This is a genomic window from Streptomyces sp. NPDC017940 (assembly GCF_044328435.1).
Classification (GTDB): domain Bacteria; phylum Actinomycetota; class Actinomycetes; order Streptomycetales; family Streptomycetaceae; genus Streptomyces.
The window spans coordinates 1-15017 of the sequence record NZ_JBIRHJ010000015.1 but is presented as its reverse complement, the minus strand read 5'-3'; the positions used below and the strand labels follow the sequence as shown (position 1 = coordinate 15017).

At 69.6% G+C, this 15017-nt stretch carries 13 protein-coding genes, 1 rRNA gene and 1 riboswitch; of the genes, 2 read left to right on the top strand and 12 right to left on the bottom strand.

The annotated features are described in order from the left end of the window. Window positions 1–103: 103 nt before the first annotated feature. Window positions 104–310 (top strand): DUF5999 family protein, encoded by a 207-nt coding sequence (locus tag ACH4DX_RS33640; protein ID WP_030571484.1) that lies wholly within the window; start codon window positions 104–106, stop codon window positions 308–310. 112 nt (window positions 311–422) lie between these two features. On the opposite strand, the gene gcvP is transcribed toward ACH4DX_RS33640, so the two are convergent. Next, complete coding sequence (gcvP, locus tag ACH4DX_RS33635) at window positions 423–3311, bottom strand: aminomethyl-transferring glycine dehydrogenase (protein WP_398157850.1); 2889 nt, start codon at window positions 3309–3311, stop codon at window positions 423–425. A gap of 188 nt (window positions 3312–3499) precedes the next feature. Continuing rightward, a riboswitch (glycine riboswitch) is annotated at window positions 3500–3597 on the bottom strand. Window positions 3598–3764: 167 nt separating this feature from the next. On the opposite strand from gcvP, the gene ACH4DX_RS33630 reads away from it, so the two are divergent. Further along, window positions 3765–4139, top strand: a complete 375-nt coding sequence (locus tag ACH4DX_RS33630) for a PRC-barrel domain-containing protein (protein WP_398157849.1) — start codon at window positions 3765–3767, stop codon at window positions 4137–4139. Between the two features lie 213 nt (window positions 4140–4352). Here ACH4DX_RS33630 and ACH4DX_RS33625 read toward each other — a convergent pair whose 3' ends face one another. From ACH4DX_RS33625 to rrf, 11 genes are all read right to left on the bottom strand, one after another. After that, entirely contained in the window at window positions 4353–5867 is a 1515-nt protein-coding gene (locus ACH4DX_RS33625) for a DNA polymerase IV (protein ID WP_398157848.1), read from the bottom strand. Window positions 5868–6093: 226 nt separating this feature from the next. Then, a complete protein-coding gene (locus ACH4DX_RS33620; protein ID WP_398123745.1) occupies window positions 6094–6726 on the bottom strand; it encodes a MerR family transcriptional regulator in 633 nt (210 codons plus the stop codon). Window positions 6727–6953: 227 nt separating this feature from the next. Beyond that, entirely contained in the window at window positions 6954–7427 is a 474-nt protein-coding gene (locus ACH4DX_RS33615) for a bifunctional nuclease family protein (protein ID WP_005475662.1), read from the bottom strand. A 53-nt stretch (window positions 7428–7480) separates the two neighbouring features. After that, window positions 7481–8224, bottom strand: a complete 744-nt coding sequence (locus ACH4DX_RS33610) for a MerR family transcriptional regulator (RefSeq protein ID WP_398157847.1) — start codon at window positions 8222–8224, stop codon at window positions 7481–7483. 43 nt (window positions 8225–8267) lie between these two features. Then, on the bottom strand, window positions 8268–9209 hold the full coding sequence (locus ACH4DX_RS33605) for an FHA domain-containing protein (protein ID WP_398123756.1): 942 nt from the start codon (window positions 9207–9209) through the stop codon (window positions 8268–8270). Between the two features lie 82 nt (window positions 9210–9291). Further along, window positions 9292–10173 carry a DUF881 domain-containing protein gene (locus tag ACH4DX_RS33600; protein WP_398157846.1) on the bottom strand — a complete coding sequence of 294 codons (882 nt, stop codon included), beginning with the start codon at window positions 10171–10173 and terminating at the stop codon, window positions 9292–9294. Between the two features lie 14 nt (window positions 10174–10187). Beyond that, complete coding sequence (locus ACH4DX_RS33595; protein ID WP_003988855.1) at window positions 10188–10520, bottom strand: small basic family protein; 333 nt, start codon at window positions 10518–10520, stop codon at window positions 10188–10190. After that, the gene (locus ACH4DX_RS33590) at window positions 10517–11416 is read right to left on the bottom strand and encodes a DUF881 domain-containing protein (protein ID WP_398123748.1); all 900 of its coding nucleotides are present in this window, start codon (window positions 11414–11416) and stop codon (window positions 10517–10519) included. Before ACH4DX_RS33590 ends, ACH4DX_RS33595 begins: the two co-directional genes overlap by 4 nt. An 89-nt stretch (window positions 11417–11505) precedes the next feature. Next, window positions 11506–14001: a sugar phosphate nucleotidyltransferase gene (locus ACH4DX_RS33585; protein WP_398123749.1), complete on the bottom strand. Its 2496-nt coding sequence runs from the start codon at window positions 13999–14001 to the stop codon at window positions 11506–11508. A gap of 110 nt (window positions 14002–14111) precedes the next feature. Continuing rightward, window positions 14112–14720: a CDP-alcohol phosphatidyltransferase family protein gene (locus ACH4DX_RS33580; protein ID WP_030571517.1), complete on the bottom strand. Its 609-nt coding sequence runs from the start codon at window positions 14718–14720 to the stop codon at window positions 14112–14114. A gap of 204 nt (window positions 14721–14924) precedes the next feature. Continuing rightward, window positions 14925–15017: ribosomal RNA gene (gene rrf, locus ACH4DX_RS33575) — 5S ribosomal RNA — on the bottom strand; the annotation flags it as partial.

The window sequence follows — 15017 nt, the reverse complement described above, 5'->3', positions numbered from 1 at the left end:
AACACTGGATCGGACCGAAGAAAACGGGGGAACGACCATGAACACCTCAGCGAGCCGTGGGACAGACGTCCCCACCATCACGACCCAGCGAAAGAACCCTTCCATGTGCCAGCACCAGCCACCCTGCCCGACAGCCGAATCCGCCGACCGGGAGGCCGCGCTCCTCGCGGCGCACCACCCCGAGCAGGGCTGGAGTCTGCTGTGCAACGGCGTCCTGCTCTTCGAGGACACCGGTGAGCTGCTGCCGAACGGCGAGATCATCGCCCCGCACCGACCGCTGGGCACCAGCCAGGTGATGACGGCCGCCTGAGCCGTCCACCACGCACACCAAGGGCCGGCCCGGACTTCCGTCCGAACCGGCCCTGACTCATGTCCGCCGCCACCGCACGACAGATGCCGCCGTCACGGGTGCTGCCGCGGCATCAGTCCTCGTACGCATCCAGGGGCGGGCACGAGCAGACCAGGTTCCGGTCGCCGTACGCCTGGTCGATGCGGCGCACCGGCGGCCAGTACTTGTCCGCCACCACCACTCCGGCCGGGAAGACCGCCTCCTCGCGGGTGTAGCCGTGCTCCCAGTCGCCGCCGAGCGCGGCGGCCGTGTGGGGGGCGTTGCGCAGCGGGTTGTCGTCGGCGGGCCAGGCGCCGCTCGCGACCTTCTCGACCTCCCCGCGGATGGCGATCATCGCCTCGCAGAACCGGTCGAGCTCGACCAGGTCCTCGCTCTCCGTCGGCTCGATCATCAGTGTGCCCGCGACCGGGAAGGACATGGTCGGCGCGTGGAAGCCGTAGTCGATGAGGCGCTTGGCGATGTCGTCGACACTGACGCCCGTGGCCTTGCTGAGCGGACGCAGATCGATGATGCACTCGTGCGCGACGAGGCCGCCGGGACCGGTGTAGAGCACCGGGTAGTGCGGCTCGAGGCGCTTGGCGATGTAGTTCGCGGACAGCACCGCGACCTGCGTGGCGCGCTTGAGGCCCTCGCCGCCCATGAGGCGTACGTACGCCCAGGAGATCGGCAGGATTCCGGCCGAGCCCCACGGGGCGGCGGAGATCGGGCCGATGCCCGTCTCGGGCCCCGCGGCGGGCTGGAGCGGGTGGTTGGGCAGGTACGGGGCGAGGTGTCCGCGCACGGCCACGGGGCCGACGCCGGGACCGCCGCCGCCGTGCGGGATGCAGAACGTCTTGTGCAGGTTCAGGTGCGAGACGTCGCCGCCGAAGTGACCGGGCTTGGCGAGGCCAACCAGGGCGTTGAGGTTGGCGCCGTCGACGTACACCTGGCCGCCCGCGTCGTGCACGGCCGCGCAGATGTCGGCGACGTGCTCCTCGAAGACGCCGTGCGTGGACGGGTAGGTGATCATCAGGACGGCGAGCTGGTCGCGGTACTGCTCGATCTTGGCGCGCAGGTCCTCGACGTCGATCTCACCGTCGTCCGCGGTCTTCACCACGACGACCTTCATGCCTGCCATCACGGCGCTGGCGGCGTTGGTGCCGTGCGCGGAGGACGGGATCAGGCACACGGTCCGCTGGTCGTCGCCATTGGCGCGGTGGTATCCGCGCACCGCGAGCAGTCCGGCGAGCTCGCCCTGTGAGCCGGCGTTGGGCTGGAGCGACACCTTGTCGTACCCGGTGACCTCGGCGAGCCGCTCCTCCAGCTCACGGATCAGCGTCAGATAGCCCTGCGCCTGCTCGGCGGGCGCGAAGGGGTGCAGCTGGCCGAACTCCGGCCAGGTCACGGGCTCCATCTCCGTGGTCGCGTTGAGCTTCATGGTGCAGGAGCCCAGCGGGATCATGCCGCGGTCGAGCGCGTAGTCGCGGTCGGCGAGGCGGCGCAGGTAGCGCAGCATCGCGGTCTCGGAGCGGTACTGGTGGAACACCGGGTGGGTCAGGTATTCGTCGGTGCGCAGGAGACCTGCGGGCAGCGAGTCGGCCGCCGCGGCGTCGAGCGCCTCCACGTCGGCGTCGACGCCGAACGCCGTCCAGACCGCGGCCAGCTGCGCCCGCGTCGTGGTCTCGTCGCACGCGAACGACACCTGGTCGGCGTCCACGAGGTGGAGGTTGACGCCGCCCTCTCGGGCCGCGCTCACGACGTCGGCGGCGCGCCCCGGGACCCGGACCGTCAGGGTGTCGAAGTACGCCTGGTGCACGACGTCGACGCCACCGGCCTTGAGGCCCTCGGCGAGGATCGTCGCGTACCGGTGGGTGCGCCGGGCGATTGTCCGCAGGCCCTCGGGGCCGTGGTAGACGGCGTACATGCCGGCCATGACGGCGAGCAGCACCTGCGCGGTACAGATGTTGCTGGTCGCCTTCTCGCGGCGGATGTGCTGCTCGCGGGTCTGCAACGCGAGCCGGTAGGCCTTGTTGCCGTCGGCGTCGACGGACACGCCCACGAGCCGTCCCGGCAGGCTGCGGGCGAACTTCTCGCGCACCGCCATGTAGCCGGCGTGCGGGCCGCCGAAGCCCATCGGCACGCCGAAGCGCTGGGTGGTGCCCACGGCGATGTCCGCGCCGAGCTCGCCGGGCGAGGTGAGCAGCGTGAGCGCCAGCAGATCGGCGGCCACGGAGACGACCGCCCCCAGCTCGTGCGCCCGGTCGATGAGCGGCTTGATGTCCCGTACGGCTCCGGAGGCGCCCGGGTACTGGAGGAGGACGCCCACCACACCGCGCTCGGCGACGTCGGCCGGGATCCCCTCGCCCAGGTCCGCGACGACGACCTCGACACCGGTCGGCTCGGCCCGGGTCCTGATCACGGCGACGGTCTGCGGCAGCACGTCGGCGTCGACGAGGAAGACACCGTTCTTGACCTTGCCCAGGCGCCGGGAGAGCGCCATGGCCTCGGCCGCTGCGGTGCCCTCGTCGAGCAGCGAGGCGCCGGAGGTGGGCAGCCCGGTCAGCTCGGCGACGACGGTCTGGAAGTTGAGCAGCGCCTCCAGGCGGCCCTGCGATATCTCCGGCTGGTACGGCGTGTAGGCCGTGTACCAGGCGGGGTTCTCCATCACGTTCCGCAGGATCACCGGCGGCGTGAACGTGCCGTAGTAACCGAGCCCGATCATGGAGTCGAGCACCTGGTTGCGGTCCGCGAGCGAGCGCAGCTCGGCGAGCACCTCGGCCTCGGTACGCGCGCCGGGCAGCTCCAGGGCCTCGGCGTTCTTGATCACGTCCGGTACCGCGGCTGCCGTGAGTTCGTCGAGCGAGCCGTAGCCGACCTGGGCGAGCATCTTGGCACGGGCTTCGGCGTCGGGGCCGATGTGCCGCTGCTCGAAGGGGATTCCCTGTTCGAGCTGCGAAAGCGGCGTACGAGGGGTGGCGGTCATTGCGGAGGCCTCCTGGTCTGACGCGACCTGCGAGGGGCACCACGGCGCGGGTACCCGGACGGCCTCCCCCTCTGTCATCTCAACCTGAGAGCTTCACAGCGCCGCCGCGAGGAGGCACTGCTTTCACCGTCGGTGAGGGAGGGTTTCGGACGTGCCCGCCCGACGCCCGCCCTGCTTTCCAGAGTGACCTCGTCCGTGCGGTACATGGGCCTGAGAGATTCCGGGGAGGAGTTGCTCCTTCGGCGCCTCCGGTGCTGCCACCGAAGAGCTCTCCCGCACGGGGTCAACAGCCGTCTGCCAGCCTACCAGCGAGGCCCGCGGCCGGTCCCTCGAGTGGCCGTCCGCCCCGAAGTGCTCTTTCGTAGTCATTACGAACAAAATCCGACCGTACTCCGAGCGAGGTTTGGGCCAGTACGCACGAGTATGAGCGCATTGCGAACCGTTGGAGGGACCGTGCAGACCGAAATCGATCCGCGCAACCTGATCGGCCGCAAGGCGTTCGACCGCGACGGAGCAAAGATCGGCACGATCGACGAGGTCTACCTCGACGACGCCACCGGTGCCCCGGAGTGGGCAGCCATACGAACGGGCCTGTTCAGCAGGGACGCCTTCGTGCCCCTGGAGCCCAGCGAACTGGTCAAGGACGGCACCCTGCGCATCCCCTTCGAGCGCGCCCTCATCAAGGACGCCCCCGACTTCGGCGTCGGCCGCCACCTGTCCCCCGAACAGGAACTCCAGCTCTACCGCCACTACGGCCTCGACCTGGCCCCGCCTCCTCCTCCACCGGACGTGGACTTCGGCCACACGGCGAACGCCGGCGGCTCCTGAGCGCGCTGTGCCTGGCGGGGGCGCCTACTGGGAGGCTGTGCCGCTCCGTGAGCGGCTGCGCCCGCCCCGTGAGGGATCTGTGCCGCCCCGCGAGCGGCCGTGCTGTCCCGCGAGGCACTCCCCTTCTGGACGACTCCGCTCCCTGAACGGCCCAGGCCGCCTCGTCCCGCCGGACAGGACCACCTTCCAGGCGCCTTCCAGACACCCGCGCGGTCACGAGCCACGACCGCCCGGGGTACGCGAGCCCGTACCGGACACGGGCAGCCCCGCCCCCGGACCTCCAGCCACCCCCTCCTCCCGACCGGAGGCCACGACGAGCGGGAGCGGATCCGACGGTTCCAGTTCCGGGTCGTCCGTGCGGAACGTACGCACCCGCCCCGGCACCGACTGCGGTGTCTCGAACCGCACCGTCACCCGCCCCAGGCCACTCCCCTGGACCCACCCGGCCCCGTGCACGGCATGCCGTACGTCGTGTCCCGAGGGCCACCGGCGCTCCGCGGGAGGCACCGGCTCGACCCCGCCGGACTCGGCCGGGCCCGGCTCGACCCCGCCGACGCTCCCGCCCCCCTCGGCGAGCAGCCCGCCGCCGTCCCCCTGCGCGGCCCCGGAGTCACCGTCCACCCCGGCGGCCTCCGCGGCCTCCGCCTCCGCCTTCGCCTGGGCCTGTGCGAACAGGTCCTCCTGTGTGTAGTCGGCGAGCCCGCTGACGCCGACGCCGAGCAGCCGCACACCCCCCGTGGTGTCCACGGACTCGAGGAGCCGCGCGGCGGCCTCCCGCACCACTCCGGGATCGTCCGTGGGTCCCCGCAGCGTCTCGGACCGCGTCAGCGTCGAGAAGTCGAACCGCCGGACCTTCAGCACGATCGTCCGCCCGGAGTGCCCCGCGGCCCGCAACCGCTGCACACACCGTTCGGCCAGGCGGGCCACCTCCGTGCGCACCCGCACCCGGTCGTGGATGTCCACGTCGTACGTGTCCTCGACGCTGACCGACTTGGTGTCCCGCTCGGCCACCACGGGCCGCTCGTCGCGTGCCAGCGCCATCGCGTACAGCGCACCGCCGTGCGCCTTGCCCAAGAGCCGCACCAGCTCGTCCTCGCCCGCCTCTGCCAGCTCCCCGACGGTCGTGATCCCGGCTCTTCGCAGATGGTCCCCGGTCGCGGGACCGACACCCGGCAGGATCCGCACGGACATGGGCTCGAGCAGCTCTTGCTCCGTCCCGGCAGGTATGAGCACCAGGCCGTCCGGCTTGGCCTGCTCGGAGCCGATCTTCGCCAGCATCTTGCACACGGCGAGCCCCACCGAACCGGTCAGACCCGTCACCCGCAGGATGTCCGCCCGCAGCCGCTCCCCCACGGCCCGCGCCGACGCCTCGTCCGAGGCCACACCGCCCGCCTCCAGGTCCACGAAGGCCTCGTCCAGGCTCAGCGGCTCCACGAGCGGCGACAGCTCCCGCAGCAACCGCATGACCTGCTCGCTGATGTCGCGGTAGAACGAGAACCGCGGCACGAGATACGCGGCGTTCGGAGCGAGCCGGCGCGCCTGCCCCATGGGCATCGCCGAGTGCACCCCGAACCGGCGCGCCTCGTAGGAGGCGGTGGCGACGACTCCGCGCGGGCCGAGACCGCCCACGACGACGGCCTTGCCGCGCAGGCTCGGCTTGGCCGCCTGCTCGGCGGACGCGTAAAAGGCATCCATGTCGAGATGCAGAATCGTCGGCGCGCTTCTCACATCTCCGATGCTGCCCTACGCCACTGACAATCCCGGTGCTCCACCGGTACCGGTTCACCGACGCCACGCCAGTACACCGACCACCGGTGCACCCGCACCCGTACACCGGCACCGGGCGGCCCGCCCTCGACCGGCCCGGCGGACCGCCTCGGACGGCCCGGTGAGCGAACCGCCTGAGACGGCCCGGCGAGCGAACCATCTCAGACCGCCCGGTGAGCGAACCGCCTCAGACCGCCCGGTTCCGCCGTCTGGCGAGCTCGTCCGCGGGATGGTGCCCCACCAGGGTCTCCCCCGTGTCGACCCGCTCCCCGTGCAGCTGCGAGAGCGCGGCCTCCACATCGCGCCACACCACACCCACGGCGATCCCGAAGACACCCTGCCCGCCCTGGAGGAGGTCGTGGACCTCGCTCGGCGACGTGCACTCGTAGACCGTCGCGCCGTCGCTCATCAGCGTGGTGCGCTCCAGGTCGCGGAAGCCGCTGTCCCGCAGGTGCTGCACCGTGGTGCGGATGTTCTGGAGCGAGACACCGGTGTCGAGGAACCGTTTCACGATCTTCAGGACGACCACGTCGCGGAAGCTGTAGAGCCGCTGTGTCCCGGATCCGCCCGCCGCGCGCACGCTGGGCTCGACGAGCCCGGTCCGCGCCCAGTAGTCCAACTGGCGGTAGGTGATGCCCGCGGCGGCACACGCCGTGGGACCTCGATAACCGACCTGCTCCCGCTCGGGGTCCACAGCCTGACTTTCCGTTCCGGAGGTGCCCTCGGGCACTGCCACCGGGCGCTTCGGAGAGTGCTCGACCGAACCGCTGTGCAGCGGATACGGACCACCTACCGCTGTGCCGTCGCCGCTGCTACTCACGCCGACCTCCGTCCTTGACCTGCCCCCTCGAAGGTAGGCAGTCACCAGGGGCTCGTCAACGAACGCCACACTCGGCACGCCGAGTGATAATCACCCTACGAGTGGTTTCCCGTCATGTGCCGCGGGGAAAGGCTAGCCGAATGCTCCGGCAGCGGCCTCCTGAGAGGGGCCGACCGGGCGACGGACGGCGGCGGCACTCGGGCCCGGACCCGCCGTCCGGCCGCGGCTCACTGACTGTTGGTGCCGAAGTCCTCGGGCGAGATCTGGTCGAGGAACTCGCGGAACTTCTCCACCTCGTCCTCCTGCTCGTCCGGAATGGCGATGCCCGCGTCGTCGAGGACACCGTCGCTCCCGAAGATGGGCGTCCCGGTGCGCAGCGCCAGCGCTATGGCGTCCGAGGGACGCGCGCTGACCTCGACACCGCTCGCGAAGACCAGCTCGGCGTAGAACACGCCTTCTCGCAGGTCGGTGATGCGCACTTCGGTGAGCTCCTGGCCGACAGCCTCCAGCACGTCCTTGAACAGGTCGTGGGTCAGCGGCCGTGCGGGCGCCATGCCCTGCTGTGCGAAGGCGATGGCGGTCGCCTCCCCTGGTCCGATCCAGATGGGGAGGTACCGGTCGCCTCCCACTTCACGCAGGAGCACGATCGGTTGGTTGGAGGGCATTTCCACCCGGACACCTACGACGTCGAGCTCGTTCACACAGCAACCCTAGGACGTGCCCGGCAGGTTTGGGTAGTCGGGCACCCGTCGAGTCAGCGCACCCGGACGCCGAGCGCACTGTGCACGAGTGCTGAGTGCAGCCTTCCGATGAGCCCCGCGAGCTCCTTCGTACGGGCTTCCGCATGGGCTCTGGTCTGCGGATTGCGGTGCCGCAGCAGCGGCGCGACGACCTGGTCGACGAGCCCCGCCTCCCGGTCGGCGGCACCCTTCATGGCCCGCAGATGGCGGGGTTCGATACCGAATCGGCCGAGTTCGGCCACGAGAGCGGCGACCGTTGCGGCATCCGCGTCGTAGCTGCCGTCGGGCAGAGGCGCGATCAGGCCGTACGTCTCCCAGTCGGCGAGCTGCTGCTCGTCGGCCTCGGCGGCCGCGAGCAGGGCGTCCCGGCTCAGCCGCGCCACCGTGCGCTCCTCGTCGGCCTCCAGGAGGTCGCTGCCGCCCGGCTCCGCCGACGGCCCCTGCGCGGGCAGGGCGGAGCCCTCACCTCGCTCGGAGGCGTCCAGATGGTCGCGGATGACCTTGAGCGGCAGATAGTGGTCCCGCTGCATCCGCAGGACCTGCCCGAGCCGCTCCACGTCCTCGGGGCTGAACTTGCGGTATCCGGACGGTGTGCGCTGCGGCTCGATCAGGCCCTCGGACTCCAAGAACCTGATCTTGGAGATCGTGACCTCGGGAAATTCGTCGCGCAGCGTGTTCAGCACGGTGCCGATGCTCATCAGCCGATGGTCCGCAGCGGCGGTGCCGTTTCCGGCACCGCCCCTCGGTGTCTCCAGCATGGGCCTTCCTGGGGGTACCCCCGGACGGGGTCCGGGGGGTGGGTCAGATGCCCCGCTGGCTCGCGTAGAAGACCAGCCGGTACTTGCCGATCTGCACCTCGTCGCCGTTGGACAGCGCGACGGAGTCGATCCGCTCCCGGTTCACATACGTGCCGTTGAGGCTGCCCACGTCGGCGACGGTGAAGGAACCGTCCGCGAGACGACGGAACTCCACGTGGCGGCGCGACACGGTCACGTCGTCCAGGAAGATGTCGCTCTGCGGGTGCCGGCCCGCCGTGGTCAGCTCGCCGTCGAGCAGGAAGCGGCTGCCCGAGTTCGGACCGCGGCGCACGACGAGCAGGGCCGAGCCGAGCGGCAGCGCGTCGACGGCCGCCTGCGCCTCGGGCGAGAGCGCCGGAGACGGCGTCTGCCCCGTGACCTCGGCGTCGTACGCCTCAAGACCGGAGATGGAGATCGTCGAAGTGGTCTCGGACGGACGCTCGGCGACCGCTCCGGCCCGCAGCGGCGCACCGCAGTTGGAGCAGAACCGGCTCGCCTGCGCGTTGCGGTTCCCGCACCTCGTACACACCAGGGCCGACATGGACGGATCCTCCTGCCGCGGCTGCCCCCCGGGGGCATGGGACGCGTACGGATCGGGGCTGTACCCCGCACCCGCACCTGAGGGCGACGGTTCCCCGAAACCTATGCGTCCGGAACTGGCAGGGTCAACAGATGACGCGCCCTGTCCGCCCGAAATGTCTCCGCCCACCTGGTCCCGGAACAGGGGGCGCTCGCCCACCTGTGTCTCCGGCACGTCTCCAGCGCGCGGCGCACGGTGACGGGCGTCCTCACGTGCGCTCTTGCCGAACAACTTCGCAAACAACTTCACGGGCGATTCCCCTTGACCGAAACAGACCCGCCCGTGGGGCAGGACGAACCCTGACTGCACACACCGTCGTACCGCGGCACCACGGACATCCTCACAACGTCCGTAACCGCCAAACAGTTTCCACCACGCACCCCGTCTACGGTGCGCCGACCCCCCGCAACCTCATGCCCTGGACCGACGGCCCCCATGCCCCCGCCCCTCACTGGGAGGACGACCGAGCGTAGTCAGGCCGCTTCGCCGGTCGCAAGGCATCCACGACGATCTTCTCCGTACGTGCGACGGTGACCGTGGCCTGCTCCTTCTCCAGAGTCTGCACCACCCCGCCGGGGATGTTCAGCGCCGGCTCCAGGTCCTGCGGCTTGCCGATGACCTTGAAGCGGTAGGGCGCGGCGACCTTCCGGCCGTCCACCCGCACTCCGTCACCTGTCGCATCCGACAGATGGGTACTGGCCACCACCCTGACGTCATTGACCTGGATGGCCTCCGCACCGGCGGCACGGAGCTCCTGGATGGCGTCGAGCAGCATGTCGGCCTCCACCGTCCCCTTCTTGTCGTGGATCGTCAGCGTGATGCCAGGGCCCTGCGCGGCCACGGTGCCCGCCAGAATGCCGAGTTGCCGTTCCCTCTCGACCGTCTGTCTGCGGGCCTCCTCGGCCTGGTCCGAGCTGTTCTCCAGACCGGTGCGCTGATCCTCCAGTCTGCGCTTCTCATCTTCCAGACGCTGAGTACGGTCATCCAGTTCATCGAGAATGCGTACGAGATCTTCCTGACGTGCTCCGCGCAGCGCGCTGCTGTCGTTGGTGGACCGCACCTGGATGGCGAGACCCAGGCCGAGCACGAAGAGGAGCAGGGCCACGATGAGTTGCGCACGGGTCAGGCGCGGCGGCCACAACCCCTTCACCAGGCGCTGACGGCCGGTCAGAGAAGAGGCCCCGTGCCGCGCGGTGCCCGCACCCGCCCGTCCGGCCGCCGTACCGCCGTGGGACACCCGGGGCGGCACCGGCACCTCGGCGGGCAGTTCCCTGCGCCTACCGCCTCCGGCAGGGTCGTCCCCGTTGTTCATGGGGTCCTCGGGGTTCATGGAGCTCATCGGCGTCACGCCCGGAAGACGTGCCGGCGGATCGCCGCGGCGTTGGAGAAGATGCGGATGCCGAGGACGACGACGACACCCGTGGACAGCTGCGCGCCCACGCCCAGCTTGTCGCCGAGGAACACGATCAGCGCCGCCACCACCACGTTCGACAGGAACGACACCACGAAGACCTTGTCGTCGAAGATGCCGTCGAGCATCGCGCGCAGGCCGCCGAACACCGCGTCGAGCGCGGCCACCACGGCGATCGGGAGATACGGCTCGACCACCGCCGGTACCTCGGGCCTAACCAGCAGTCCGGCCACGACTCCCACGACGAGGCCAAGTACGGCGATCACGATGTGCCCTTTCCTGCCTTCGGCTCTGCTGTACGTACGGTCACACTGGGCGCGGCCGGAAGCCGGACGTCGTCGACCGCTGAGATGCTGGTCCGAATGCCGAAGTTCTCCTGTAGGGAGTGCAGATACTGACCGTCGCGGCTGTTCTGGAACCTGGTGCTCAACTTCTGTCCTTCACCCACCGCGAGCACCGTATACGGCGGCACCAGCGGCCTGTTGTCGACCAGTATCGCGTCACCGGCCGCTCTGATGGCCGACAGTGCGGTCAGCCGCTGGTCATTGATCGCGATTGCCTCGGCACCCGACTCCCACATGCCGTTGACGACCCGTTGCAGGTCGCGGTCGCGCACCCGGCCGGTGTCGGAGAAGCCCGCGCTCTCCCGGGGGCCGCCGCCGCCCTGGTCGGCCTTCTTCTTGTCGTCGACCACGAGCTTCACGCCGGGACCGTGCACTTCCGTCGCCCCGGACAGGAGCGAGACCAACTCGGCCCGGCTTCCACCGTGTTCCTCGAGCACCGCCCGCTGGCGTGCGCTGACGTCGCCGCGCAGGTCGTCGACCTCGTCCTCCAGATCGTCGGCGTCCGCGGTGGCCGACTCGACCCGGTCGATCAGCTCCGAGCGCTCCTTGGCGAGCACCGGGGCCTCGACCCGCGCCTGCGCCGCGCCCACGGTCACCACGAGCGCGGCGAGCACCAGGCCTGCCGCGAGTCCGAGCTTGGCCCGCAGCGGCTTGGGCACGCCTGCGGTGCCGGTTTCGTTCTTGCGCGCGGCGGCTTCCGCGTACCCCTCGTCGAGGCTGTGGTCCATGACGGTGGTGAGCAGCGACATGGAGGCGTCAGGGCGCCTGGGGCGCGAGACGGCGCTCCGTGCGGGGGGCTGCTGCGGCATGCCGCACATCGTCGCACGTCGCGGGCGCTACCTCCGAATGGCCCCACCGATGTGCCGGACAGCACCACTTACGGGTGCTGTCCGGCACACCTGCGCCATCAGTCCCCGGCGCTGTCCACCACGGCGGCCCACTCGTCGAGCAGGGCCTGGGCCGAGGCCTCGTCGGGCCCCTCCGCCCACAGATGGGTGACGGCCTCGGCGGGGTCGGGGAGCACGAGCACCCACCGGCCGTCGGCCTCGACGACGCGTACGCCGTCGGTCGTGTCCACGGATCGCTCGCCCGCGGCCTCCACGACGCGCCGCATCACGAGCCCCTTGACGGCCCACGGCGTGGCCAGGTCACGCCGCTGTACGTGGGCGCGCGGGATCCGCGCGTCGATCTGGCTCAGCGTGAGCTGGGTCCGCGCCACCAGGCCGATCAGCCGTACGAAGGCGGCCGTGCCGTCGAAGACGCTGCTGAACTCGGGCACGATGAAGCCGCCGCGCCCGTCACCACCGAAGATCGTCGAGTCGCCGCGCCCGGCCCGCGTCAGATCGTCCGGCGACGTCGTCGTCCAGTCCACCTGCGTGCCGTGGTACGCCGCCACCTGCTCGGCGATGCGCGTCGTCGTGACCGGCAGCGCGACGCGTCCGCTGCGTCGCTCGGCGGCCACCAGGTCCAGCATGACGAGCAGCGCCCGGTCGTCCTCGACGATGCGGCCCTTCTCGTCGACGAGCGAGAGCCGCTCGCCCACGGGGTCGAAGCGCACGCCGAAGGCGGCTCGCGCCGATGCCACGATCTCGCCGAGCCGCACGAGCCCGGACCTGCGCGCGTCCGCCGACTCGGTGGGACGCGACTCGTCGAGGCCGGGGTTGATCGTCAGCGCGTCGACGCCCAGCTTCCCGAGGAGGCTCGGCAGGACGAGCCCGGCACTGCCGTTGGAGGCGTCCACGACGACCTTGAGCTCCGACTCGGCGATGCCCGTCGTGTCGACGTTGCGCAGCAGCGAGCCCGTGTAGGAGTCGTAGACGCTGGAGGGGAAGTGCAGGTCACCGATCTCGCCGGGGAAGGCACGGCGGTACTCCTGGCGCGCGTACACCCGGTCGAGCTTGCGCTGGCTGCCCTGGGAGAGGTCCGCCCCGTTCCCGTCGAAGAACATGATGTCGACGGAGTCCGGCACCCCCGTCGTTGTACGGATCATGATGCCGCCGGCGCTGCCGCGCGCCGTCTGCTGCCGTGCGACGGGCAGCGGGACGTTCTCCAGGTCGCGTACGTCGATGGCGCTGGCCTGGAGCGCGGAGATCACCGCTCTCTTCAGTGCCCGGGCGCCGCGGGAGTGGTCGCGCGCCGTGGTGACGGTGGAGCCCTTCTTCAGCGTCGTCGCGTACGCACCGGCGAGGCGCACCGCGAGTTCCGGGGTGATCTCGACATTCAGGATGCCGGAGACACCGCGGGCGCCGAAGAGGTGTGCCTGTCCCCGGGACTCCCAGATGACCGAGGTGTTGACGAACGCGCCTGCCTCGATCGTCTTGAAGGGATAGACCCGCACATTGCCCTGGACAATCGATTCTTCGCCGACGAGGCATTCATCGCCGATGACGGCGCCGTCCTCGATGCGTGCAGCGCGCATGATGTCGGTGTTCTTGCCGACCACGCAGCCGCGCAGGTTGCTGTGCTGCCCGATGTAGACGTTGTCGTGGAGGACGGCCTTGTGCAGGAAGGCCCCGCTCTTCACGACCACGTTCGAGCCGACCACGGTGTGTTCGCGGATTTCGGCGTCGGCTTCGACCTTGGCGTAGTCACCGACGAACAGGGGGCCGCGGAGAACGGCGTCGGGGTGTACTTCGGCGCCTTCGGCCACCCATACTCCGGGGGAGATCTCGAAGCCGTCGAGTTCGACGTCGACCTTGCCTTCGAGCACGTCGGCCTGGGCTTTCACATAGCTTTCGTGCGTGCCGACGTCCTCCCAGTAGCCCTCGGCGACGTACCCGTAGATGGGCTTGCCTTCCTTCATGAGCTGGGGGAAGACGTCACCCGACCAGTCCACGGGTACGTCGGCCTCGACGTAGTCGAAGACTTCGGGCTCCATGACGTAGATGCCGGTGTTGACCGTGTCGGAGAAGACCTGTCCCCAGGTCGGCTTCTCGAGGAAGCGCTCGACCTTGCCTTCTTCGTCGACGATGGTGATGCCGAATTCCAGCGGATTGGGAACGCGGGTCAGGCAGACGGTGACCAGTGCGCCCTTTTCCTTGTGGAAGCGGATCAGGTCGGTGAGGTCGAAGTCGGTCAGAGCGTCACCGGAGATGACGAGGAAGGCGTCGTCCTTCAGCGCTTCCTCGGCGTTCTTCACGCTGCCGGCGGTGCCGAGTGGCTTCTCCTCATTGGCATACGTGAGCTCCATCCCGAGCTCTTCACCGTCGCCGAAGTAGTTCTTGACGAGTGACGCCAGAAACTGAACGGTCACTACGGTCTCGGTGAGCCCATGCCTTTTCAGCAGGCGCAGCACATGCTCCATGATCGGCCGGTTGACGACCGGCAGGAGTGGCTTGGGCATGCTTGAGGTCATGGGGCGCAGGCGGGTGCCTTCGCCCCCGGCCATCACGACGGCCTTCATGTCGGTAACGTCCTCCTTGATAGACGACGGTCTGTCCGACTCGGCCCACCGGTTTGGCCCGTTCAACCAGTCACGGGCCTGTGAGTCCGGTGGCCGTCATATCGGCAGACTCAATCGGCCATGGCATCCGCCTTGACAAGTCGGCGGACTTGAACCACATACAGGATCCCTGCCCACCAATACAGAGTTGTACCCCATCCGGCGAACGCCCATCCGAAAATAGCAGCGAGTGAGTGGATCCAGCCACTTCCGTCACTGAGCAGAAGTAGCGGAAAAGCGTACATCAGGTTGAAGGTGGCTGCCTTGCCGAGGAAGTTCACCTGCGGCGGCGGATAGCCGTGGCGTCGGAGGATCCCGACCATGACGAGGAGTACCAGCTCGCGCAGGAGCAGTGCCGCGGTGAGCCAGAGCGGGAGGATCTCCCGCCAGGTGAGGCCTACCAGGGTGGAGAGGATGTACAGCCGGTCGGCGGCGGGGTCGAGGAGCCGGCCGAGGCTGCTGATCTGGTTCCAGCGCCGGGCGAGCTTGCCGTCGAGGTAGTCGCTGACTCCGCTCAGTGCGAGCACGAGCAGCGCCCAGCCGTCGCTCTTGGGCCCACCGAACTCGGGCCTGAGGATCAGCCACAGGAAGAGGGGTACGCCTACCAGGCGCGCCATGCTGAGGATGTTCGGGATGGTGAGGACCCGGTCCGTCTGGACACGCGTCTCCTGGACCTCCACCCGGGGGCCTCCTGTGGGGAACGAGCCAATGATGCCTCCTGACCTTACCGTCAGTTGTCGGACAGCTGTGCAGAGGGGGTGCGCGGCTTCCGGCGCCAAATAGGTCCGCGTGGTCGAGGTGGCTGAGGTGGCTGTTTGGGGTGGAACGCAAAAAAGCCGTACCCCCGAGTCGGAACTCGGGGGTACGGCTTCTTATCAAAAATAGTTCGGCGGCGTCCTACTCTCCCACAGGGTCCCCCCTGCAGTACCATCGGCGCTGTGAGGCTTAGCTTCCGGGTTCGGAATGTAACCGGGCGT

What these genes read in the sequence shown, in the direction of transcription:
- ACH4DX_RS33590 (WP_398123748.1), bottom strand. Translation starts at nt 11,416, where the DNA reads ATGTGCGGCATGCCGCAGCAGCCCCCCGCACGGAGCGCCGTCTCGCGC.
- ACH4DX_RS33640 (WP_030571484.1), top strand. Translation starts at nt 104, where the DNA reads ATGTGCCAGCACCAGCCACCCTGCCCGACAGCCGAATCCGCCGACCGG.
- gcvP (WP_398157850.1), bottom strand. Translation starts at nt 3,311, where the DNA reads ATGACCGCCACCCCTCGTACGCCGCTTTCGCAGCTCGAACAGGGAATC.
- ACH4DX_RS33610 (WP_398157847.1), bottom strand. Translation starts at nt 8,224, where the DNA reads ATGCTGGAGACACCGAGGGGCGGTGCCGGAAACGGCACCGCCGCTGCG.
- ACH4DX_RS33585 (WP_398123749.1), bottom strand. Translation starts at nt 14,001, where the DNA reads ATGAAGGCCGTCGTGATGGCCGGGGGCGAAGGCACCCGCCTGCGCCCC.
- ACH4DX_RS33600 (WP_398157846.1), bottom strand. Translation starts at nt 10,173, where the DNA reads ATGAACCCCGAGGACCCCATGAACAACGGGGACGACCCTGCCGGAGGC.